Genomic DNA, 19116 nt, shown 5'->3' with positions numbered 1-19116 from the left:
CCACTGCGCCGTCCCGGACGAGGCCGGCCAAGCGCGCAACCGCCTGAAGCTCGGCTCCCGCGGCCGCCGTACTTCGATCCGGTCGACTACCGCGAACGCCACGCGGTCGGGTGCGGGATCAACCGGCTCAAGAGACATCGTGCTGTCGCCTACCCGGTACGACGAACTCGCCGTCCGATACGAGGCGAGCGTGCTGATCGCAGCTCTCAACGAACGGCTTTGAGCGGATGCGGCCTTCCCGCCCCGGTTCACCAGTCCCGGTCGGCGGTCAGCTCCTCTGCATCCGCTTCCGTGAACCCGTATGCCGAGGCGACCAAGCAGAACTCGTCACAGATCCACTCCCGCGCCACCGTCTCGATCTCGCTCCCGGCCGCCACGAACTCCCTGTCCAGCTGATTGAACTCCTCCGTCGCGGCCTGGGTGAGTGCATACAGGCTCTCCAGGTCCGAGGGCCGCTCGGCCTCGATGCGCTCGCACAGCCGCAGCAGGATCGCCCTTCCCCGGTCGACCACGTGATCGGGGAAGTACGAGTCGTCGTACATCTGCCGAAGGAACGCGTGTCCCGCTACCTGTTGGTTCGTGATCGGCACGGCACTTCCCTTTCTCCGCGAAATGCTGACGCGCCGATCATCCACAGCGCCACTGACAACGACGCCCTCCATGGACGCCAGACCTCACGCGGCCAGGACCTTCACAACAGGGCCCAGGGGCGTCGTGGAGGGAGCGCGCCGGAGGAGACCCGCCGGAGGGGTCAGTCGCGCCCGGCCGTGACCATGGCGACGAACGACGCCCAGGCCGGGGCGCCGACGACGAGCACGGGCCCGTGCGGCACCTTCGAATCGCGGACGGGCACGAGGCCGGAGCGCGCGTCGCAGACCTCCAGGCAGTCGCCGCCGCTGCCGTTGCTGTGGGTGGACTTGCGCCAGACCGCGGTGCTCAGGTCATGGGTGCCGTGCGCCATCTCGGTCATCCTCAGCCGCTTCCTCGATCAGTGCGAGGGACGCCTTCGGGGGCAGTGCGGCGGCCCTGAGCAGATCGTATGACGTGCGGTACTCCGCGACGAGGGCCGGATCGTCCAAGGTGTCACCGCTGTGCAGGGATTCCGTGTAGACGAGCGGAGGTGCGTCGTCGAAGTCCATGATCTTGGCCATTCCCAGCATGAACGGGTGTGCTCCGCAGTTCCACGGCAGGACCTGTGTAATGATCCTCCGCCGCCGGGCGAGGGCCGCGATGCTCTGCCACTGCTCGGTCATCTCCCGGTGCGGCAGGATCGGTCGGCGGATCAGCGACTCCGAGAGGATCACCCAGTACCGCGGTGCCCGGTGGTCGTCCTCGAACAGGGCCGCCCGCTCGATCCTGGCGCCGACCTTCTCCTCCACCTCCTCGTCAGGGGCGAGTGGGTGGGTGGCGCGTACCACCGCCCGTGCGTACGCGGCCGTCTGCAACAGCCCCGGAATCAGCGCCGGGCACCACTCCTCGATCGTCCTCGCGTGCTTCTCGGCCTCCAGAACGCGCTCGAAGTACTGCGCGTGCCCCCCGCGCCTCGCGTTGCGCACGTCTTCGCAGCGCCGCTCGAAGAAGCCGTCGGTGCTCAGCAGCCGGTCCACGTGCCGGGCGAGGTCCACCGGCATCCGGCGGGTGGCGCGTTCGATCTCGCTCAGATAGCTCGCGCCGTAGAAGCTGCCCTCCACCGTCTGCTGGAGGGTCAGGCCCGCCCGCTCCCTCCGGAAGCGCAACTCCTTGCCGTAGAAGGCCGGGACGCTCGCCGAGCCGTCGATGTCCTTGGGTGGGGCCATGGCCGCCTGTCCTCCACACCTGCCGCAGTGGTGCCGAAACCCCTGTCACGGTAGCCGCCCCGACGCCACTGTGTGAGTCGTTCGTCACGCAATGCACAGGAAGGTGCGGCCCCCGCATGCACGACCCCCACACGCACGACCCCCGCGACCACGGTGGCGCGGACCCCGACGCGTGCGCCGCAGCCCTGCGCGCCGCGCTGGCCGCGCACGGCATCACGCTTCCCTCGCTCGGCGTCGACCTGCCGGGCTACGCGGGGCGCCACCCCGTCCGACCGCTGATCGCCCTCGGCAACTGCAACCTCGCCACCGCCCGGGCGCTGACCGCCGTGCTCCTCAAGGGGGCCGCATGAGGCCCCCGCAGCTCACCATGGCGCTCCTCGCCACGCCGGAGGCACTGGCCGGGGTACGCCGCGCGCTGCGGACCCAGGCGGGCCCGGACTGCGACGAACTACAGCTCTGCGCAGTCGAGTTGGTGACCAACGTGCTCCGGCACGTCGGCGAGGGGGTGCCCGTCGCGGTGCGCGTGCTGCACGCGGACGGACGGGTGCGGCTGGAGGTCACCGACCCGGACCCGAGGTCCCTGCCGGTGCCGTCCGCGGCGGCCGGGGACGCCGAGGGCGGGCGCGGGCTCCTGCTGCTCGACGCCCTCGCCCTGCGCTGGGGCGTGCACACGGGGCCGTGCGACAAGACCGTCTGGTGCGAACTGGCCGCGGACCCCGAGGCGACCTGGCAGGGGCCCGCCCACGCCCTGGTGCTCGGCGGGAGCGTCCACCGCGTGGAGTGGCGGGCGGCCGGATCGGCCGGCGACCCGTCCGCTCAGCCCGCCGGAAGGGCCCGCCGCATGCGCTCGCACAACTCCTCGAACCCGGGCGTGCCGACGAACACGGCGCGCTCGACCGCCTCCGCCCCGCCGTAGAAGGACGCCGGGTGCCCGGTGTACGTGTCCGCCACCCCGTCGACCCGGTAGCCGCCGCCCACGGCGGACAGCGCCCACCCTCCGCCGGTGACGTCCTCCGCCCCGAAGACGTCACCGTCGGAGTCGGTGTCCCCGACCGCGGCCTTCTTGGGCACGATCTCCACCACGAACTCGGCAGGGGTGCCGGCGGCCGGCCCGCGGCGCAGCACCCGCTGGCCGTCCCCGCCCCTGGGGCCGCGCACGGCGTCGAAGGCGGTGGCGGAGACGCCGCTCCCGCATGCCTCGCTGCCCGTGGCGGAGTCGAGTTCGACGTACAGGTCCTCCGCGACGACCGCGGTCCCCGTGAGCCTTCTCCAGTTGCCGTCGGCAGCCGCCTCGGAGGCGATCTCGACGTCGGTCAGCCGCGGCTGCGCCATGGCCACCAGTTCGGCCCAGTCCTCCTCGCCCGGCCCGCCGCCCGTGCCGCACCCGCCGAGGAGCACGGCCGCCGCGGCGGTGCCGAGGGCGGAGGCCGCGAACCGGCCGCCGCTGCTTCGTCTTTCGCGCCTCATCCCACCGGATGGTAGTTCCCCGGTGGTGAGCGGTGGCCGGGGGGCTGCGCGACGGCTCCCCGTGGTCCGCGGTTGGCGATGCCTGAGGGGCCCAGCTCCACGTGGCCGGTGGATCCGGGGGCACACCGGCTGGCCGGTGCGGACGCCCGTCCGCGCCATGGCCCCTCCGCAGTGGTTCGCACCGGCGCCTCGGGTTCCTTGGAGGCGGGGTCCGGGCATGCCGCAGCAGCCAGCCCGGGAGTGCTCGGGCGGCAGGCACGGCTGCGGTCGTGCCTGCGGCCGGGTCGTCACCGCGGTGTCCCCGCGGGAGTCGATCTCGACCCGGTGGACGAGGCGGTCGCCGGGGTGGTCCTGTCCGAGGGCCGACCCTCGGGCTCGATCGACCGGAGCAGCGGATACATCCACTTCGACGTAACGCGTCGAAGTGGGCTTCGACGCATGACGTCGACGTCGGGCCCCGCGCCCTGCTCGCGGACCAGGGGTACGACACGACCGGCACCACCCTGGCCCTGTACTCGCTGCACGGCTTCGCCCCCGACCCGGTGGGCCTGGCCCACCGCCGGGACGATCTCCTCCCGGTGGATCTGCCCGCCCTCTACGGCGGCTGACACGGGAGAACGCCCGGCATACGCGCCGATCGCGGGCGGTCGCCGTCGTCCGCCGTGCGCGGCACGCCGACCGCCCGCCCGGACGCACCTCCCGGCGCCGGGCGTCCGCTCCCCGGTCCCGCACAACTGACCGGTGGTTCAGTGAGGGAATCCGTTTTCCGGCGTTTCCGGGTATCAGATGGATTACGGAATGCGCGGGTGGCAGGTGCCGGGGCGGATGCTTGTGGACACTCTGCGTCGTGATCATGAAAGACGACCGGGGCCGCCACCCCCCACAGGAGAGGCCCCGGTCGTCGATCGGACGGGGCCGCAGTGGCGCCCCGCACTCCTCTCAGCGCCGTGGGTGCGTTTTCTGTCACACCGCGCGCCGTTGTTAGGTTGTTGCGCGTTGTACTAGGCATGGACGCGCACCCGGAATAGGACGTAGCGTGCTGGTTCGCGCAGGATGGCGCGCAGTGTGACCAGCTGCGATTCAGACAGGTTGAGGTAGTGCTGGGGGACGACGCGGAGCTGACCGCCGCGGTGCTCGCGGCACAGACCGGGGACGAGGACGCGTTCCGGGCTGTGTACCGCGCGGTGCATCCGCGGCTGATCGGCTATGTGCGCACACTCGTCGGCGAGGCCGACGCCGAGGACGTCGCGTCCGAGTCCTGGTTGCAGATCGCGCGGGACATCGACCGCTTCAGCGGGGACGCCGACCGCTTCCGCGGATGGGCCGCCCGTATCGCCCGCAACCGTGCCCTGGACCACATCCGCATGCGCGGCCGCCGTCCCGCGGTGGGCGGCGACGAGACCGAGCTGACCGGCCGGCCCGCGGACTGCGACACCGCGGCCGAGGCCATGGAGGCGCTCAGCACCGGCACCACCATGGCCCTGATCGCCCGCCTTCCCCAGGACCAGGCCGAGGCCGTGGTGCTGAGGGTGGTCATGGGGCTGGACGCCAAGAGCGCGGCGGAGGCGCTGGGCAAGCGCCCCGGCGCCGTCCGCACCGCCGCGCACCGGGGACTCAAGCGCCTGGCGGAGCTGATCGGCGACCGCCCCGCCGAAGCCGAGGTGCCCTCCGCCCTGCCGGAGGCGGCGGGCCCGGCCGTCCCCGCGCCGCGGTCCGGCGCTGCCGCCGCCGGCCCCGAGCGGGCCTCCGGTACGGGCGCCCCCGCCGGGCCCGCACCCGAGGGAGAGGGCCCGGCCGCCCCCGCTCCCCCTGCCAGCGGCCCCGCCGAGGGCAGGAAACCGCAGGTCGGCGGCGGGGCGGTGACGCTGCCCCAGGACGCCCCGGCGGTCGGTGATCTGGACGGACTTCCTCCGCAACGCGCCCGCGGCACCGGAGCCACGGCTTCCACCGGTGTGACGCAATGGCGCCCGCGGACGCAGAAGGACATGTGATGCCGGACGAGCGCGACGAGTGGCTTGACAGGGACGCGGCGGAGAGTCTCCTCCGCGGAGACCCCGTCGACGCCACCGACCAGCACGCCCGCGCACGGGCCGCCCGGCTGCAGGCGGTGCTGCGCGGCGCCGCGGAACCGGCGTACGCCGGTGAGGAGGGCGAGCTGCCCGGCGAGGCGGTCGCCCTGGCGGCCTTCCGCAAGGCCCGGGCGGACGCCGCCCCCGCGGGCAGCCTGCTCGGCACCGTGAAGGTGGCCGCGCCGTCCCCTGCGCCCCGCCGCCCCCGCTTCGGCCGTCCCCTCCGCTACGGGCTGGCCGCCGCGCTCGCGGGCTGCGCGCTCGGCGGCGTCGCCGTCGCCGCGAGCACCGGTGTGCTGCCGACCCCGTTCCACGACGACGCCCCGCTGCCCGCCGCCTCCGTCAGCGCCGCGGCGACCCCCGAGGTCCTCGTCTCCCGGACCCCCGACGGGAGCCCCGGAGCCGAGGCACCCACCTCGCCCGGGGCCGTCGCCCCGCCGCCCGCCCGGCCGTCGACCGGTGCCCCGGAGGGCAGTGGCGCCCCGGGCGAGGGCGGGGCCCCCGCCCCCGCGGTCACGGCCCCGCCGCCCGCCGAGGCGCCCGAGGAGGCGTCCCGCACACCCGAGGGGGACAAGGAGGCCGCACTGCGCCGCAAGGCGGTCGAGGCGTGCGAGGAGCACCGGGCCGGCGGCATCCCGGCCGATCGCCGGGCACGCCTGGAGGCGCTGTCCGGCGGCGCCGACCGCGTCGAGCGCTTCTGCGACCGCCTGCTCGGTCCCGCCGAGGGGGACGAGGGCGACGACGGCGACGGGCCGGGCGAGGACGACGGGGACGGCGGTTCCTCCGGGGGCCGGGCAGAGGACGGCTCCCGGCAGGGCGGCGCGGCGCCCGTACCCCGGGCCGACGGCGCGCCGCCCCCGGTCCCGCTGTCCGCGCTCACTTCCGCCGTGCCGCGCCCCGGGGCGACCGTCCTCCACGGAGTGCCGGACGGCGCGGCGGCACTGCTCTGACGCCTCCCGGCAGGGGAACGTGCCCCGCCGTAACCCGGTGGCGCCCCCGCACCTGCCACGCCTACCCTCACGCGGTGACCAAGGGAAGCAGAGCGGGGGAGCGCTACCCCCTGGTGCGTGAGCGGCACCCCGAACTCGTGGCGGAACTCGTCCGGCTGCTCCGGGACGAGGGGGAGCCGGAACTCGCCGTCGCGGTCCGGGACGTGCCGTACCACGGCGCCTGCGACTGCGGGGACGACTTCTGTCGGAGCATCCGGACCTCCGGCCACCCCGGGAGCGGGCCTTACGGCGAGGGCCACCGCTGCGTGCCGCTCCGCCCCGACCAGGGGATGCTGAACCTGGACGTCGTCCACGGCCGGATCGCCTTCATCGAGATCCTCGACCGCCCCCCGCTTCGCTGATCTTCCGCCCGCCCGGCCGTGCCCCGCGCACAAGCCGCTGACCTGCGAGTTCGCTGTTTTTCGGAAAAGGTTCACCGCGAGTGTGACGTTTTTCGGCGTGGTGGCGCAGTAAGTAGTGCCGACTGGTCATCGGCAGCGCGAAGAGCCGGGGTTCCCCCCGTACCTGCGGCTCAGCGCACACGGCGCGGGCGGGACACGTTCCCCCGGTCCCGCCCGCGCCCTCACTCCCCGGCCTCCTCCGCGGCCCCGAGCACCGCCCGGGCCGTCGGCCCTCACCAGTACACGACGACCTTGTCGCCCGTGCTGACCTGGTCGAAGAGCGCCGCGACCTTGCCCTTGTCCCGGACGTTGACGCAGCCGTGCGAGGCGCCGTTGTAGCCGCGGGCCGCGAAGTCCGATGAGTAGTGCACCGCCTGGCCCCCGCTGAAGAACATCGCGTACGGCATCGGGGTGTCGTAGAGCGTCGAGACGTGGTCGCGCGACTTCCACCCGACCGTGAACTCGCCCTCGCGGGTCGGCGTGTACTGCGAGCCGAAACGGACGTCCATGGTCGACAGCACCTTGCCGTCGACCATCCACGACAGCGTGCGCGTGGTCTTGCTGATGCACATCACCCGGCCGGTCATGCAGCGGGGGTCCGGCTTGGCCTCCGCCTTCTCGACGTCCTTGCCGTCCAGTTCCGCCCTGGTCGGCTTGGTGGTCATCCCCAGCAGCTTCTGCCAGGTGGTCTCGTCGGTGCTGCCGGTGGCCGGCAGGCCGCGCTTGCCCTGGAAGCCCTTGACGGCGGTGGTGGTCACCGGGCCGTACAGCGCGGTCGGCTTGTCGTCGAACCAGCCGATCTGGGCCAGCCTCGCCTGGAGCTCCCGCACCTGCTCGCTCTTGGCACCCGGCGCCATGAGGATCGCGGGCGCGGGCGCGGGCGCGGCGGGCGAGGCCGAGGCGGTCTCGGAGGCGCTCGGAGAGGGAGAGGCGGACGGCTCCTCGGCAGGGGACTCCGACGGCGAGGCGGGCGCCTGGGACGTGGGCACCGACACCGGCGACGCCGGTGCCGCGGGCTTGCCGTCGGAGACCGCGCCCGGCGCGTCCTCCGGGGAGCAGCCGGCCGTCACCGCGGCCACGGTCATCGCGGCCGCCGCCGCCAGCGTTCTGATCGCGAGGTTCTTCGTGAGCATCGTCGCCCCCCTGTCGGTCCCTTGTGCCTGAGAAGACAGATCCGCACCCGGCCGGGTTGCACCCCTCCGAGCATCATGGAGGTAACGGTTGGGCGACGGCGACGACACGCTTGGTGACCTCCGGCACGGCACCGGACCCCTCGGGGAGGTCCCGGTGGGCGCCCGCCGTGGAACACCGCGGCGCGCGGTCGCACCCGTGTGCGACACTCCGGCCATGCTGGGTGTCACCGATCTCCCGACGTACCTCGTCGGCCTCGTCCTGATCATTCTGCTGCCGGGGCCGAACTCGCTGTACGTGCTCTCCGTCGCGGCCCGCAAGGGCACCCGCACGGGCTACCGGGCCGCCGCCGGGGTGTTCACCGGCGACGCGGTGCTGATGACCCTGGCCGCCCTCGGCGCCGCCTCGCTCCTGCAGACCACGCCCCTGCTCTTCGCCGTCGTGAAGTACGCCGGGGCCGCCTACCTGGCCTGGATGGCCTTCGGGATGCTGCGCACCGCCCGGATGCTGTGGCGGCACCGCGGGGCGCCCGAGGGCGCCCACGAGGAGCGGGCGGAGGAGGGACCGGGGGAGAACCCCTTCCGCCGGGCGCTGGTGATCAGCCTGTTCAACCCGAAGGCCATCCTCTTCCTGGTCTCGTTCTTCGTGCAGTTCGTGGACCCGTCCTACGCCTACCCGGCGGTCTCCTTCGTGGTCCTCGGGGCCCTGCTCCAGCTCGGCAGCTTCCTGTACCTGACGACGCTGATCTTCAGCGGCACCCGCCTGGCGAGCGCCTTCCGGCGCCGCAGGGCGCTGTCGGCGGGGGCGACCTCGGCGGCGGGCGCGCTGTTCCTGGGGTTCGCCGTCAAGCTCTCCTTCGGCAGCACCTGACCCCGGGGCCCGGGCCCCGGGGACGGCCGCCGAGGCCCCGGGCGCCGCTACCGCAGCACCGCGCGCTTCAGCCTGCGGGCCCGGCGCACCGCCCGGCGCACCACCGCGTGCCGCGGCACCGGCACGCCCCCCGGCAGCCCCAGCACCGTCAGTCTCCGGCGGCCGACGAGGCGGAGCCGCTCCGCCTCCGGCGCGCCCCGCAGGAAGCGCTCCGCGGAGGGCCGCAGATCGTGCCGGAGCTGCGGCTGCATCGCGAAGCCCACCGCGTCCAGCAGCCCGCTCAGCCGCTCGTCGGCCGCCGCCGCCGGGCCGCTCGCCCCCGCCTCCAGGTCGGGCACGAGGGCGTCCACCAGCATCAGCGGCACCCGGTTGCTGTTCCGGTAGGGCGTCAGCCGCTCCAGCAGGCCGCCCGTGCCGAAGCGGGCCACGTCGATCCCGTGGAGCGAGGCGGCGGTGAGCAGCCCCGTCGAGAAGCACCCGGCCACTAGGGAGGGGCGCAGCCTGCGGTAGAGCACCTCCGCGAGCACCGGGCGGTCCACTACGGCGAGTTCCACGCCCAGCGCGGCCGCCTCCGCGGCCGCCCGGTGGCCCCACGCCGCCGGGGCGGCGGGGTGGGCCTTGAACACGATCCTGCGGTGGCCGAGGCCCGCGACCGCGCGCACCGTCCGCGCGTGCAGCTCCTCTTCCTCCTCGCGGCTCAGGATGCCCAGGGCGGCGAGGTACTGGCCGAGCACGACCGCGGGCCCTTCGCCGCCGTCCCCCGGCTCCTCAAGGGGCCGTCCGCCGAGTGCCCCGGCCACCGCGGTCAGGTCCGGCAGCGCGTCCGACAACTCGTCCACCACCTTGGCGAACGCCCCCGCCGGCACCACACGGGGCTCCACGCCGAACTCCGCCAGCAGCAGCGGCCGCAGCCCCGGGACCAGATCGAGATGGAACAGGCCGCGCACCCGCTCGCCCACCAGGGGGTCGATCCGGTTGCGGGTCGGTCCGTAGCTCATCAGCCCGTCCGCGTACACGTCCAGCGCCGCGTCCGGGAACAGGCGGGCGACCGACAGGGCCGGTGCGACCTGCAGGGACTCCAGCACCAGCTCGATCCGGTCGTCACCGAGCCGCCAGAGGCGGCGCAGGTGCCGCTCCCACAGGGGGACGTCGTCGGCGCGAGGGGACCAGGCCGCCGGGTGGAACGGGGAGACGGCCTCGTTCCAGGAGAGCACCCCGTCGAAGCGGTCGCGCAGCCGCTCGAAACCGGGCGCCGCGTCCGGCGCGGGAGTCGTCTCCGGAACCGCCGCGTTGTTGCTGACCAGCAGCAGGCGCCGGTCGGCGTCGGTGAAGCAGCCGCTGTCGATCGCGGCGGCCACCGTGGCCGCCCCGAACAGCGAGGAGGCGAAGAAGATCTGCGTGGTCGCCATCAGGCCGCCTCCCCCTGCGCCGAGCCGAGCCGGACGCGCGCCCGCCGGACCCGGCGCAGCCGGGCGGCACGCTCCGCGTCCATCGAGTCCAGTGCCTCGCCCAGCACGGCGGCGGGCATCCGGCGCAGCGCCTCGCCGCTCATCGTCCTCAGTCTCCGTGCCACGGCCGGCTCGAACCTCTCGATGGAACCCAAATGGTGGGAGATGACCGCGCAGTAGGTGCGCACGGCCTTCGGAAGAAGCCTTTCCGCTTCCTCGTCCCGTGCCGTCTCCTCGATGACCTGGTCGAATGCGCGGATGAAGTCGAGCTGCCGCACATCGCCGATCTGGGTGAGCGAGGAGGCGACGCCCCGGCGGTAGAAGATGCCCAGGCGGCCGATCACCGCGAAGGAATCCGCGTGCCGGTGCAGACGCCAGATCCACGGCCGGTCCTCGGCCGTGCGCAGCCCGTCGGTGAAATGCAGAAGACCCCGGTCCACGAGCCTTCGGTGGTACATCCCCGCCCATGCGTAGGGATAGTCCACGCCGGTGGAGCGGTCGGCCGGCAGGATCCAGTCCCGGGGGCGGAGCACCGCACCCCGCGGGCCGACCGGCACCCGGTGCACACTGCGGGCCCGCCCCGTGCACTGCACATGGTCCGTGCGCACGAAGTCGCAGCCCAGGTCCTCCATGGCCGACAGCAGGCCCGCGAAGTGGCCCGGCGCCAGCCAGTCGTCCCCGTCGAGGAAGGCCAGGTACTCGCCGCGCGCGGCGTCCAGGCCGGTGTTCCGCGCGGTGGCGAGACCTCCGTTCCGCTCGTGTCTGATCAGCACCGCCCCGGGGATCTCGCGCTCCGCCTGCCGGAGGATCTCCGAAGTCCCGTCCGTCGAGCAGTCGTCGACGAGAAGGAACTCGAAATCCTCGCGGGTATTGGTGCGGAGGCTTCTGAGGGTGTCCGGGGCAAAGGACTGCACGTTGTAGAACGGCACGATGACGGAGAGCTTGACCACGCGTTGACGCTAGGCCGCGGCCCGCCATCTGCGTTGTCCTTCGGGAGGACGGCAGGTGAACGATGGGCGTCGACCTGTTTAATCCGGCGGACCACCTGGCGGAATCCCCTTTCGTAGGTGCTCTGTTAACCCGCTGTTGCCATTGAGTTGGGCCGTCGAACGGGATGTCTTCCTAGCGTCCTCGACGTGCCCAATCCCAACCGCGAGGCCGTACGGGTCGCCGTACTCGCCGACTCCGACACCCGGTGGAAATGGGGTGCGCTGACCGCACGCCGGATCGCCCCCAGCACCGCCGTGGACCTGCACGGCTTCCTGCTGCGCGGGCGTGCCACCCCCACCGCCCGCCAGCTCGCCGAGGTCGGGGCCCACGCCGACCGGCTCGACGAGGTCACCGGCGCCGAGTTCCTGCGCACCATGCGCGACGGCGGCTACGACGTCCTCGTGCTCGCCCTCGTCGGCGGCGGGGTGCAGGCGATGCTCCACGGGCTCGCGGCCCAGGCGGCGGACCGCCGCCCGGTGGTGGTCACCGGGTACGTCGGCGTCGTCTACGAGAAGCTCGCCGACGGTCTGCTGCTGCGCCACGGCGCGGACGTGGTCCTCGCCAACTCCCGCCACGACGCGGACCGCTTCACGGCGGTCTACGAGGGGGTCGGCGCCGACGCCTCCTGTGTGACGGAGGCGGCCCTGCCCTTCCTCGGCGGTGAGCCCTACCGGCCCCGGGAGGACCGCGACACGGTGGTCTTCGCCGCCCAGCCCTCCGTGCCCGCCACCCGGGCCGACCGCGGCTACCTGCTGCGGCGGCTCGCCGAGCACGCCCGGCTCCACCCGCGGCGCGAGGTGCTGCTGAAGCTGCGCTCCCGGCCGGGCGAGCAGACCACCCACGTCGAGGAGCTGCCCTACCAGCGGCTCGCCGAACGGCTGCCCGGCGGACTCCCGCCCAACCTCAAGCTGGTCTACGGCAACATGGGCGAGGTCCTGGACCGGACCGACCTGCTGGTCACCGTGTCCTCGACCGCCGCGCTGGAGGCGCTGCACCGGCGCATCCCCACCGCGATCCTGTCCGACCTCGGCGTGCGCGAGGCGCTCGGCAACCACCACTTCCTCGGATCCGGGCTGCTTGCCTCCTGGGACATGCTCGACGGCGGGCACCGCCCGGTGCCCGACGCCCACTGGCTCTCCCGCCAGGGCGTCGCCGCCGACGGCTCCTACGAGCACGCCTTCGACGCGGCCCGCTCCCGCGTCGCCGAACTGCTGCTCCAGCCCCGGCGCGACCCGCTGCGGCCCTACTACACCCCCCTCACCGCCCCCGGTTACCTGCCCGGCCTGCTCGCCCGCCACCATCTCGCGCCCGACGGCACCCCGCTCGCGGCCGCCGTCCCGGGCACCGGACCGACCGGGCTGCGCCGGGTGGTCCGCGGCGCCGTCCGCGGAGCCGCCCGAGGCGCCTACCGCCACGGCGTGCAGCGCGTCGCCCCCGTGATCCGGCGGATGGGAGAGCTGTGACGCCCCGCCAGGCGTCCGCTTCCCGCACGTCCGCGCGGCCCGCGGCCGCGGGCGGACGCACCCGCACCCGCACCAGTCCCTTCCAGGAGCACCGATGACCGTCCTCGCCGTGATCCCCGCCCGGGGCGGGTCCAAGGGCGTCCCCGCCAAGAACCTCGCCCCGGTCGCCGGGGTGCCCCTGGTGGCCCGCGCCGTACGGGCCTGCCTGGACGCCCCGCTGGTCACCCATGTCGCCGTCTCCACCGACGACCCCGCCATCGCCGCCGCGGCGCGCGCCGCGGGCGCCGAGGTGGTGCACCGCCCCGCCGCCATCGCCGGGGACACCGCCACCAGCGAGTCCGCGGTGCTGCACGCCCTGGACGCGCACGAGGCGCTGAGCGGCGCGCCGGCGCGGGCGGTGCTGCTCGTCCAGTGCACCAGCCCCTTCGTCACCGCCGAGGACGTCCAGGGCGTCGCCCGGGCCGTGGTGGAGGACGGCGCCGACAGCGCCGTGACCGTCGCCCCCTTCCACGGCTTCCTGTGGCGGGAGGAGCCCCCGGCCGCCCCCGGCGGCCGACCGGGCTCGGGCGGCGTCAACCACGACCCCGCGCACCGGCCGCGGCGCCAGGACCGCCCCCAGGACCTGCTGGAGACCGGCGCCGCCTACGCCATGGACGCCGAGGGCTTCCGCGCCGCCGGGCACCGCTTCTTCGGGCACACCGCCCTGGTGCGCACGGACCCCGCCCGGGTGCTGGAGGTCGACGACCCGCACGAGCTCGCCCGGGCCCGCTCCCTCGCCCCGCTGCTCGACGACTCCCCGCTGCCCACCCGTGCCGAGGTGGACGCGGTCGTCCTGGACTTCGACGGCACGCAGACCGACGACCGGGTCCTCGTGGACGCCGACGGCCGCGAGTTCGTCGCGGTCCACCGCGGGGACGGCCTCGGCGTCGCCCGGATGCGGGCCGCGGGCCTGCGGCTGCTGATCCTGTCCACCGAGCGGAACCCGGTGGTCGCCGCCCGCGCCCGCAAGCTCGGCATCCCCGTGCTCCACGGCATCGACCGCAAGGACGCCGCCCTGAAGCAGTGGGCCGAGGAGCAGGGCGTCGCCCTCGACCGGGTGCTCTACGCGGGCAACGACGTCAACGACCTGCCCTGCTTCGCCGTCGCCGGCTGGCCGGTGGCCGTCGCGAGCGCCCACGGAGCCGTCCGGGCCGCCGCCCGCGCCGTCACCGCCGCCCCCGGGGGCGAGGGCGCCGTCCGGGAGATCGCCGGCTGGCTCCTCGGCCCCGAACTCGACACCGACACCGGGGCCGGCCGCACCGCCCCGGCGCACTCCGCCTCCTGACCGGTCGCCGCCCGGCCGTCCCGCCGCGCCGCGACACCTCCCGTCCTCCACCGAACACCCCGTGCCCGGCACCCTCCGGGCGACCCACCCAGCGAAGGAACACCCGCATGAGCACCAACCGACTGCGCACCCTCGGCTCCAAGACCGCCGGCCCGGGCCACCCCGTCTACGTCACCGGCGAGATCGGCATCAACCACAACGGCGACCTGGAGAACGCCTTCAAGCTGATCGACGCCGCCGCCGAGGCCGGCTGCGACGCGGTCAAGTTCCAGAAGCGGACCCCGGAGATCTGCACCCCGCGCGACCAGTGGGACATCGAGCGCGACACCCCCTGGGGCCGGATGACCTACATCGACTACCGCCACCGCGTCGAGTTCGGCGAGGACGAGTACCGCGCCATCGACGAGCACTGCCGCGAGCGCGGCATCGACTGGTTCGCCTCCCCGTGGGACACCGAGGCCGTCGCCTTCCTGGAGAAGTTCGACGTCCCCGCCCACAAGGTCGCCTCCGCCTCCCTGACCGACGACGAGCTGCTGCGCGCCCTGCGCGCCACCGGCCGCACCGTCATCCTCTCCACCGGCATGTCGACGCCGCAGCAGATCCGCCACGCCGTCGAGGTGCTGGGCAGCGAGAACATCCTGCTCTGCCACGCCACCTCCACCTACCCGGCGAAGGCCGAGGAGCTCAACCTGCGGGTCGTCAACACCCTCCAGGCCGAGTACCCGAACGTCCCGATCGGCTACTCGGGCCACGAGACCGGCCTGCAGACCACCCTCGCCGCCGTCGCCCTCGGCGCCTGCTTCGTCGAGCGCCACATCACCCTGGACCGCGCCATGTGGGGCTCCGACCAGGCCGCCTCCGTGGAGCCGCAGGGCCTCACCCGCCTGGTCCGCGACATCCGGGTGGTCGAGGAGTCGCTCGGCGACGGCGTCAAGAAGGTCTACGAGAGCGAGCTCGGCCCCATGAAGAAGCTCCGCCGCGTCCCGGGCGTCGTCGCCGAGCAGGGCGAGCGTGAGCCGGCCGCGGTCTGACCGCCCCTCCGCCGCGCCGTCCTCCCGGCCCGCCCCGCCCGCTCCCCGGCCGCATCAGGAATCACGAGGTGACATCCAGTGAGTCTCGCCTTCGTCGAGAGTCCGGTCCAGCTCCTGAACACCCTGGAGTGGGCCCATGCCGGGGGAGTGCCCGCGGACGGCCTGACCCTGGTGGTGCTCTCGCCCACCGACCCCATGTCGCGGGGCCAGCTGCGCCGGACGGCGGAGCTGGCCCGTGACGAGGGGTTCGCCGTCGTCTGGCAGGAGGCCCGCGGCGGCCCCGCGGCCCCGCTCCAGGCGATCCGCGCGCTCGGCCCGCTGCTGCGCGGTGCCGAGCGGATCGTGATAGGCGACCCCTTCTCCCGCTACGTGCAGCTGCTGCTGACGCTGGTGGGCGGGCGCCACCTGACGATCGTGGACGACGGCACGGCCACCATGGAGTTCGTCGCCCAGACCGCCCGCGGCGAACGGCTGGTGCGCTGGCACCGCCGCGGCGGGCGGCGCGGGCCGCGCGAGCTGGCGCTCGCCCCCGTGACCCTCGCCGCGCGCCGGAGGCTCAGCCCCGCGGGCGCCCGGTCGGTCGAGGTGTTCACCTCCATGCCGGTCGAGGCGCCGCCGGGGATCACCGTCACCGCCAACGACTACGCGTGGACCCGCTCGCGCTTCGGCCCGCCGCGGCTCACCCGGGGCGCGGACCTGGTGGGCACCTCGCTGGTCGAGACGGGGGTCGTCGACCTGGAGCGCTACCTCGCGGCGGTGGACGCCCTCGCCGCGGCCCACGGTGCCACCCGCTACTTCGCCCACCGCCGGGAGAGCGTGGACAAGCTCGCCCGGCTGACCGCCCGCACCGGACTGGAGGTGGTCCGCCCCGACCTGCCGCTGGAGCTGATCGCCCGGCGCGGCCCGATCGGCGAGACGGTGCTCAGCTTCCCCTCGACCGTGGTGCACACGCTGCCGCTGGCCCTGGCGGGCACCGGCATCACCGTCGCGGTCTGCGACATCGCCCCCGAATGGCTCAGGGAGAGCGCCTCCCCGCGCGCCCAGGGCTTCCTGTCCGTCGTCACCGGCACGGCCCGCGGCGTCCACCGGCTGGCCGCCCCGGCTTGAAGGCCGGACCGCCGGGAAACGGCGGGCGGCGGCACGGACCGGGCGGAGGCCCCGGAGCGGTGCCCCGAGGGCCCGGAAGGTCCGCATGGCGAGAAGGACGGGTGAGTTTACCCACCCGTTCCGGCGGCCATGCGGCTCGGAGCAGGTTTTCTTCCCCTATGAGGCTGATCTTTTGTTGATCGCACGGCAGTTGGTGGGCCGGAAGGCATAACCTTCACTGGGTGAACCAGTTGATGTCCCGCGAGTCCGAAGAAGCCGAACGACCCCGTGCAGAGGCAGCTCCGCGCGCGGGCCGCGGGCCGGGCGACGCCGCACTGCCCGGCAGGCTGACCGAACCCCTGCGCTCCGAGCTGATCGCGTTCCGCCGCGACCTCCATATGCACCCCGAGCTCGGCAACCAGGAGTTCCGCACGACCGCCGCGATCAAGGCCCGCCTGGAGCGCGCCGGGCTGGAGCCGCGCGTCCTGCCCCTGGGCACCGGCCTCGTGTGCGACATCGGCACGGGCTCGGCGGAGGCGCAGGGGCGGCCCCTGTTCGCCATCCGCGCCGACATCGACGCCCTCCCCATCCCGGACACCAAGACCGTGCCCTACCGCTCCACGGTCCCCGACCGGGCACACGCCTGCGGCCACGACGTCCACACCACGGCCGCCCTCGGCGCGGGCCTGGTCCTCGCGGACCTCGACCGCCAGGGCCTGCTGACGCAGCCCGTCCGGCTGCTCTTCCAGCCCGCCGAGGAGGTGCTGCCCGGCGGCGCCGCGGACGCGGTGGAGTGCGGGGTGCTCGACGGCGTCGGCAAGATCATCGCCGTCCACTGCGACCCCAAGGTGGACGCCGGGACCATCGGTCTGCGCCCCGGCCCCATCACCTCGGCCTGCGACCGGCTGGAGGTGACCCTGGACGGCCCCGGCGGCCACACCGCCCGCCCGCATCTGACCACCGACATGGTCACCGCGGCGGCCAAGATCGTCACCGAGGTCCCGGCCCTGCTCGCCCGCCGGGTGGACGCCCGCTCCGGGCTGGCCGTCACCTGGGGGCGCATCGAGTCCGGGCACGCCCCCAACGTCATCCCGCAGCACGCCGAGCTCTCCGGGACCGTCCGCTGCCTGGACCTCGCCGGCTGGCGCGAGGCCCCGGACCTGGTGCACGCCGCGATCGACGAGATCGCCACGCTGCACCGGGCCAAGTCGCAGATCGAGTACATCCGGGGCGTCCCGCCCGTGGTGAACGACCCCGTCGTGACCGAGCTGCTGCGCGACGCCCACGCCGCCCGGCGCGGACCGTACGCGATCGAGGACACCGAGCAGAGCCTGGGCGGCGAGGACTTCTCCTGGTACCTGGAGCACGTGCCCGGCGCCATGGCCCGCCTCGGTGTCCGGGTGCCCGGCGACACGACCCGCCGGGACCTGCACCGCGGCGACTTCGACGTGGACGAGGAGTCCATCACCGCGGGCGTGGAGCTCTTCACCGCGGCTGCCCTGCTGGACGGCCTGCGGGGCGCGTAGGCGGGCCCGGCAGGGCCCGGAGCCGGCGCCCGGGAACGGGACCGGTCGGCCTGCGGGGCCGGGTCCCGGGGACCGGCCCGCCTCGCGACACGCCGGAGCGTGGCGGGGCGGTGACCGGCCCCCTACCGCCCCGCGGGGGCCGTGGCCGGTTCGCGACGATCCGATAACGACTGATGAACGCGCCTTTAACTGACATCTACGCGCGTTACGATCGCCGCGAACCCAGCGCCGGAAGTGGCGCTTTCGGTCAGGTTTAAGGAGCCTTCCAGTGCGCCGGATCACCAGGATCGCCACCGTGGGCATCGCCTCCACGGCTCTCGCACTGTCTGTCACCGCGTGTGGCAGCGACTCGTCGTCCGGTTCGGGATCGGACGACAACGGCGGCAAGGCCGCCATCGCCTACGACATCGGCGGCCGCGGCGACCAGTCGTTCAACGACGCCGCCTACGCCGGTCTCGTCGAGGCCGAGGAAGAGCTGGACGTCCAGGGCACCGAGGCGGAGCCCAGCGAGGGCGAGGGCGACCCGGACAAGGTCCAGCGCCTCACCACGCTCGCCCGTGCCGGGAACAACCCGGTGATCGGCGTCGGCTTCGCCTACGCCCCGGCCATCGCCGAGGTCGCCCCGAAGTTCCCCGACACCACCTTCGGTCTCATCGACGACACCTCGAAGACCGGCCCGAACATCGCCAACCTCGTCTTCAACGAGGAGCAGGGCTCCTACCTCGCCGGCGTCGCCGCCGCCAAGGTGACCGAGTCCGACACGGTCGGCTTCATCGGCGGTGTCGAGACCCCGCTGATCAAGAAGTTCGAGGCGGGCTTCGTCCAGGGCGTCAAGGACACCAACAAGGACGTCAACGTCAAGGTCCAGTACCTGACGCAGCCGCCGGACTTCGGTGGCTTCTCCAAGCCCGACCTCGGCAAGGCCGCCGCGCAGGGCCAGCTGGACGCCGGTGCCGACGTGATCTACGCCGCCGCCGGTCTCGCCGGCGCCGGTGCCATCGAGGCCACCGCCAACGCGGGCAAGTGGGCCATCGGTGTCGACTCCGACCAGTACGAGCAGGAGGGTCTGGCCGCCTACAAGGAGCGGATCCTGACCTCGGTCACCAAGAACGTCTCCGGTGCCGTGTTCAACCTGATCAAGTCGGTCCAGGACGGCGACCCGCAGAACGGTGAGATCCGCTACGGCCTGGAGGACGACGGCGTCGCGCTGTCGCTGTCCAACCCGGCGTTCACCGAGATGACCGACGTGATCGAGGCCGTGGACAAGGCCAAGGCCGACATCATCGCCGGCCGGATCACGGTCAAGACCGCCCCGTAACCCCCACCGAGGCCGCTCGACGGACGGGCCGGTCCCACAGGACCGGCCCGCTCCGGGCTCCGGGCACGCGGGGGCGGCGCACAGCCGCCCCCGCGCATCCCGGACCGAGCCATGGCCATCGGTTTTCGCTATTCGGCATTGCTACGCGCGTAGAACCCTCTCCGGCGCGATAACTTCGCCCCGCCCCCTGCCCGCCGAGCCCGCTTT

The 19116-nt window shown here is 74.0% G+C and carries 19 protein-coding genes and 1 pseudogene; 13 read left to right on the top strand and 7 right to left on the bottom strand.

The window, feature by feature from the left end:
• Nucleotides 1–223 (top strand): annotated as a pseudogene (locus NPS70_RS27990) (IS5/IS1182 family transposase); the annotation flags it as partial.
• A 25-nt stretch (nt 224–248) separates the two neighbouring features.
• Here the strand turns inward: NPS70_RS27990 and NPS70_RS27985 are convergent.
• The 3 genes from NPS70_RS27985 to NPS70_RS27975 all read right to left on the bottom strand — a co-directional run bounded on the left by NPS70_RS27985 (nt 249) and on the right by NPS70_RS27975 (nt 1796).
• Nucleotides 249–590 carry a DUF5713 family protein gene (locus NPS70_RS27985; RefSeq protein WP_256527253.1) on the bottom strand — a complete coding sequence of 114 codons (342 nt, stop codon included), beginning with the start codon at nt 588–590 and terminating at the stop codon, nt 249–251.
• Between the two features lie 161 nt (nt 591–751).
• Nucleotides 752–970 carry a DUF397 domain-containing protein gene (locus NPS70_RS27980; protein ID WP_374212066.1) on the bottom strand — a complete coding sequence of 73 codons (219 nt, stop codon included), beginning with the start codon at nt 968–970 and terminating at the stop codon, nt 752–754.
• A complete protein-coding gene (locus tag NPS70_RS27975) occupies nt 942–1796 on the bottom strand; it encodes a helix-turn-helix transcriptional regulator (RefSeq protein WP_256527252.1) in 855 nt (284 codons plus the stop codon). Before NPS70_RS27975 ends, NPS70_RS27980 begins: the two co-directional genes overlap by 29 nt.
• 116 nt (nt 1797–1912) lie before the next feature.
• On the opposite strand from NPS70_RS27975, the gene NPS70_RS27970 reads away from it, so the two are divergent.
• Nucleotides 1913–2146: a hypothetical protein gene (locus tag NPS70_RS27970; RefSeq protein ID WP_256527251.1), complete on the top strand. Its 234-nt coding sequence runs from the start codon at nt 1913–1915 to the stop codon at nt 2144–2146.
• Nucleotides 2143–2712: an ATP-binding protein gene (locus NPS70_RS27965; RefSeq protein ID WP_256527250.1), complete on the top strand. Its 570-nt coding sequence runs from the start codon at nt 2143–2145 to the stop codon at nt 2710–2712. The genes NPS70_RS27970 and NPS70_RS27965 overlap by 4 nt, the downstream gene beginning before the upstream one ends.
• Here NPS70_RS27965 and NPS70_RS27960 read toward each other — a convergent pair.
• Complete coding sequence (locus NPS70_RS27960; RefSeq protein WP_256527249.1) at nt 2613–3263, bottom strand: hypothetical protein; 651 nt, start codon at nt 3261–3263, stop codon at nt 2613–2615. The genes NPS70_RS27965 and NPS70_RS27960 overlap by 100 nt on opposite strands.
• A 1097-nt stretch (nt 3264–4360) precedes the next feature.
• Between NPS70_RS27960 and NPS70_RS27950 the strand changes: the two genes are divergently transcribed.
• From NPS70_RS27950 to NPS70_RS27940, 3 genes are all read left to right on the top strand, one after another.
• Nucleotides 4361–5254 (top strand): RNA polymerase sigma factor, encoded by an 894-nt coding sequence (locus NPS70_RS27950; protein ID WP_256527248.1) that lies wholly within the window; start codon nt 4361–4363, stop codon nt 5252–5254.
• Nucleotides 5254–6282, top strand: a complete 1029-nt coding sequence (locus tag NPS70_RS27945) for a hypothetical protein (RefSeq protein ID WP_256527246.1) — start codon at nt 5254–5256, stop codon at nt 6280–6282. Before NPS70_RS27950 ends, NPS70_RS27945 begins: the two co-directional genes overlap by 1 nt.
• A gap of 74 nt (nt 6283–6356) precedes the next feature.
• Nucleotides 6357–6683 (top strand): hypothetical protein, encoded by a 327-nt coding sequence (locus tag NPS70_RS27940; RefSeq protein ID WP_256527245.1) that lies wholly within the window; start codon nt 6357–6359, stop codon nt 6681–6683.
• Nucleotides 6684–6955: 272 nt separating this feature from the next.
• On the opposite strand, the gene NPS70_RS27935 is transcribed toward NPS70_RS27940, so the two are convergent.
• Nucleotides 6956–7855 carry a L,D-transpeptidase family protein gene (locus NPS70_RS27935; RefSeq protein ID WP_256527244.1) on the bottom strand — a complete coding sequence of 300 codons (900 nt, stop codon included), beginning with the start codon at nt 7853–7855 and terminating at the stop codon, nt 6956–6958.
• Between the two features lie 214 nt (nt 7856–8069).
• Between NPS70_RS27935 and leuE the strand changes: the two genes are divergently transcribed.
• Nucleotides 8070–8723: a leucine efflux protein LeuE gene (leuE, locus tag NPS70_RS27930; RefSeq protein WP_256527243.1), complete on the top strand. Its 654-nt coding sequence runs from the start codon at nt 8070–8072 to the stop codon at nt 8721–8723.
• 47 nt (nt 8724–8770) lie between these two features.
• Here leuE and NPS70_RS27925 read toward each other — a convergent pair whose 3' ends face one another.
• Nucleotides 8771–10132, bottom strand: coding sequence for an alpha-2,8-polysialyltransferase family protein (locus tag NPS70_RS27925; protein WP_256527242.1), 1362 nt, complete (start codon nt 10130–10132; stop codon nt 8771–8773).
• On the bottom strand, nt 10132–11121 hold the full coding sequence (locus NPS70_RS27920) for a glycosyltransferase family 2 protein (protein WP_256527241.1): 990 nt from the start codon (nt 11119–11121) through the stop codon (nt 10132–10134). Before NPS70_RS27920 ends, NPS70_RS27925 begins: the two co-directional genes overlap by 1 nt.
• A gap of 186 nt (nt 11122–11307) precedes the next feature.
• On the opposite strand from NPS70_RS27920, the gene NPS70_RS27915 reads away from it, so the two are divergent.
• The 6 genes from NPS70_RS27915 (at nt 11308) to NPS70_RS27890 (ending at nt 18909) form a co-directional block, all read left to right on the top strand.
• Nucleotides 11308–12624, top strand: coding sequence for a DUF6716 putative glycosyltransferase (locus tag NPS70_RS27915; protein ID WP_256527240.1), 1317 nt, complete (start codon nt 11308–11310; stop codon nt 12622–12624).
• Nucleotides 12625–12718: 94 nt separating this feature from the next.
• Nucleotides 12719–13948, top strand: a complete 1230-nt coding sequence (locus tag NPS70_RS27910) for an acylneuraminate cytidylyltransferase (protein ID WP_256527239.1) — start codon at nt 12719–12721, stop codon at nt 13946–13948.
• 107 nt (nt 13949–14055) lie between these two features.
• On the top strand, nt 14056–14979 hold the full coding sequence (locus NPS70_RS27905) for an N-acetylneuraminate synthase family protein (RefSeq protein ID WP_256527238.1): 924 nt from the start codon (nt 14056–14058) through the stop codon (nt 14977–14979).
• 78 nt (nt 14980–15057) lie between these two features.
• On the top strand, nt 15058–16086 hold the full coding sequence (locus tag NPS70_RS27900) for a hypothetical protein (RefSeq protein ID WP_256527237.1): 1029 nt from the start codon (nt 15058–15060) through the stop codon (nt 16084–16086).
• A 233-nt stretch (nt 16087–16319) separates the two neighbouring features.
• The gene (locus NPS70_RS27895; RefSeq protein WP_256527256.1) at nt 16320–17591 is read left to right on the top strand and encodes an amidohydrolase; all 1272 of its coding nucleotides are present in this window, start codon (nt 16320–16322) and stop codon (nt 17589–17591) included.
• Nucleotides 17592–17859: 268 nt separating this feature from the next.
• Nucleotides 17860–18909 (top strand): BMP family ABC transporter substrate-binding protein, encoded by a 1050-nt coding sequence (locus tag NPS70_RS27890; RefSeq protein WP_256527236.1) that lies wholly within the window; start codon nt 17860–17862, stop codon nt 18907–18909.
• The last annotated feature ends 207 nt before the right edge of the window (nt 18910–19116 follow it).

Source organism: Streptomyces sp. C10-9-1 (genome assembly GCF_024497955.1).
In the GTDB taxonomy this organism is placed as follows: Bacteria; Actinomycetota; Actinomycetes; order Streptomycetales; family Streptomycetaceae; genus Streptomyces; species Streptomyces sanyensis.
The sequence above is the reverse complement of the archived record's forward strand: the minus strand, read 5'-3'. Positions and strand labels throughout refer to the sequence as shown.

Excerpts from the sequence above, each read along its gene's own strand:
- NPS70_RS27980 (WP_374212066.1), bottom strand. The coding sequence starts at position 970 with ATGACCGAGATGGCGCACGGCACCCATGACCTGAGCACCGCGGTCTGG.
- NPS70_RS27975 (WP_256527252.1), bottom strand. The coding sequence starts at position 1,796 with ATGGCCCCACCCAAGGACATCGACGGCTCGGCGAGCGTCCCGGCCTTC.
- NPS70_RS27970 (WP_256527251.1), top strand. The coding sequence starts at position 1,913 with ATGCACGACCCCCACACGCACGACCCCCGCGACCACGGTGGCGCGGAC.
- NPS70_RS27965 (WP_256527250.1), top strand. The coding sequence starts at position 2,143 with ATGAGGCCCCCGCAGCTCACCATGGCGCTCCTCGCCACGCCGGAGGCA.
- NPS70_RS27960 (WP_256527249.1), bottom strand. The coding sequence starts at position 3,263 with ATGAGGCGCGAAAGACGAAGCAGCGGCGGCCGGTTCGCGGCCTCCGCC.
- NPS70_RS27945 (WP_256527246.1), top strand. The coding sequence starts at position 5,254 with ATGCCGGACGAGCGCGACGAGTGGCTTGACAGGGACGCGGCGGAGAGT.
- NPS70_RS27935 (WP_256527244.1), bottom strand. The coding sequence starts at position 7,855 with ATGCTCACGAAGAACCTCGCGATCAGAACGCTGGCGGCGGCGGCCGCG.
- leuE (WP_256527243.1), top strand. The coding sequence starts at position 8,070 with ATGCTGGGTGTCACCGATCTCCCGACGTACCTCGTCGGCCTCGTCCTG.
- NPS70_RS27925 (WP_256527242.1), bottom strand. The coding sequence starts at position 10,132 with ATGGCGACCACGCAGATCTTCTTCGCCTCCTCGCTGTTCGGGGCGGCC.
- NPS70_RS27910 (WP_256527239.1), top strand. The coding sequence starts at position 12,719 with ATGACCGTCCTCGCCGTGATCCCCGCCCGGGGCGGGTCCAAGGGCGTC.
- NPS70_RS27905 (WP_256527238.1), top strand. The coding sequence starts at position 14,056 with ATGAGCACCAACCGACTGCGCACCCTCGGCTCCAAGACCGCCGGCCCG.
- NPS70_RS27895 (WP_256527256.1), top strand. The coding sequence starts at position 16,320 with ATGTCCCGCGAGTCCGAAGAAGCCGAACGACCCCGTGCAGAGGCAGCT.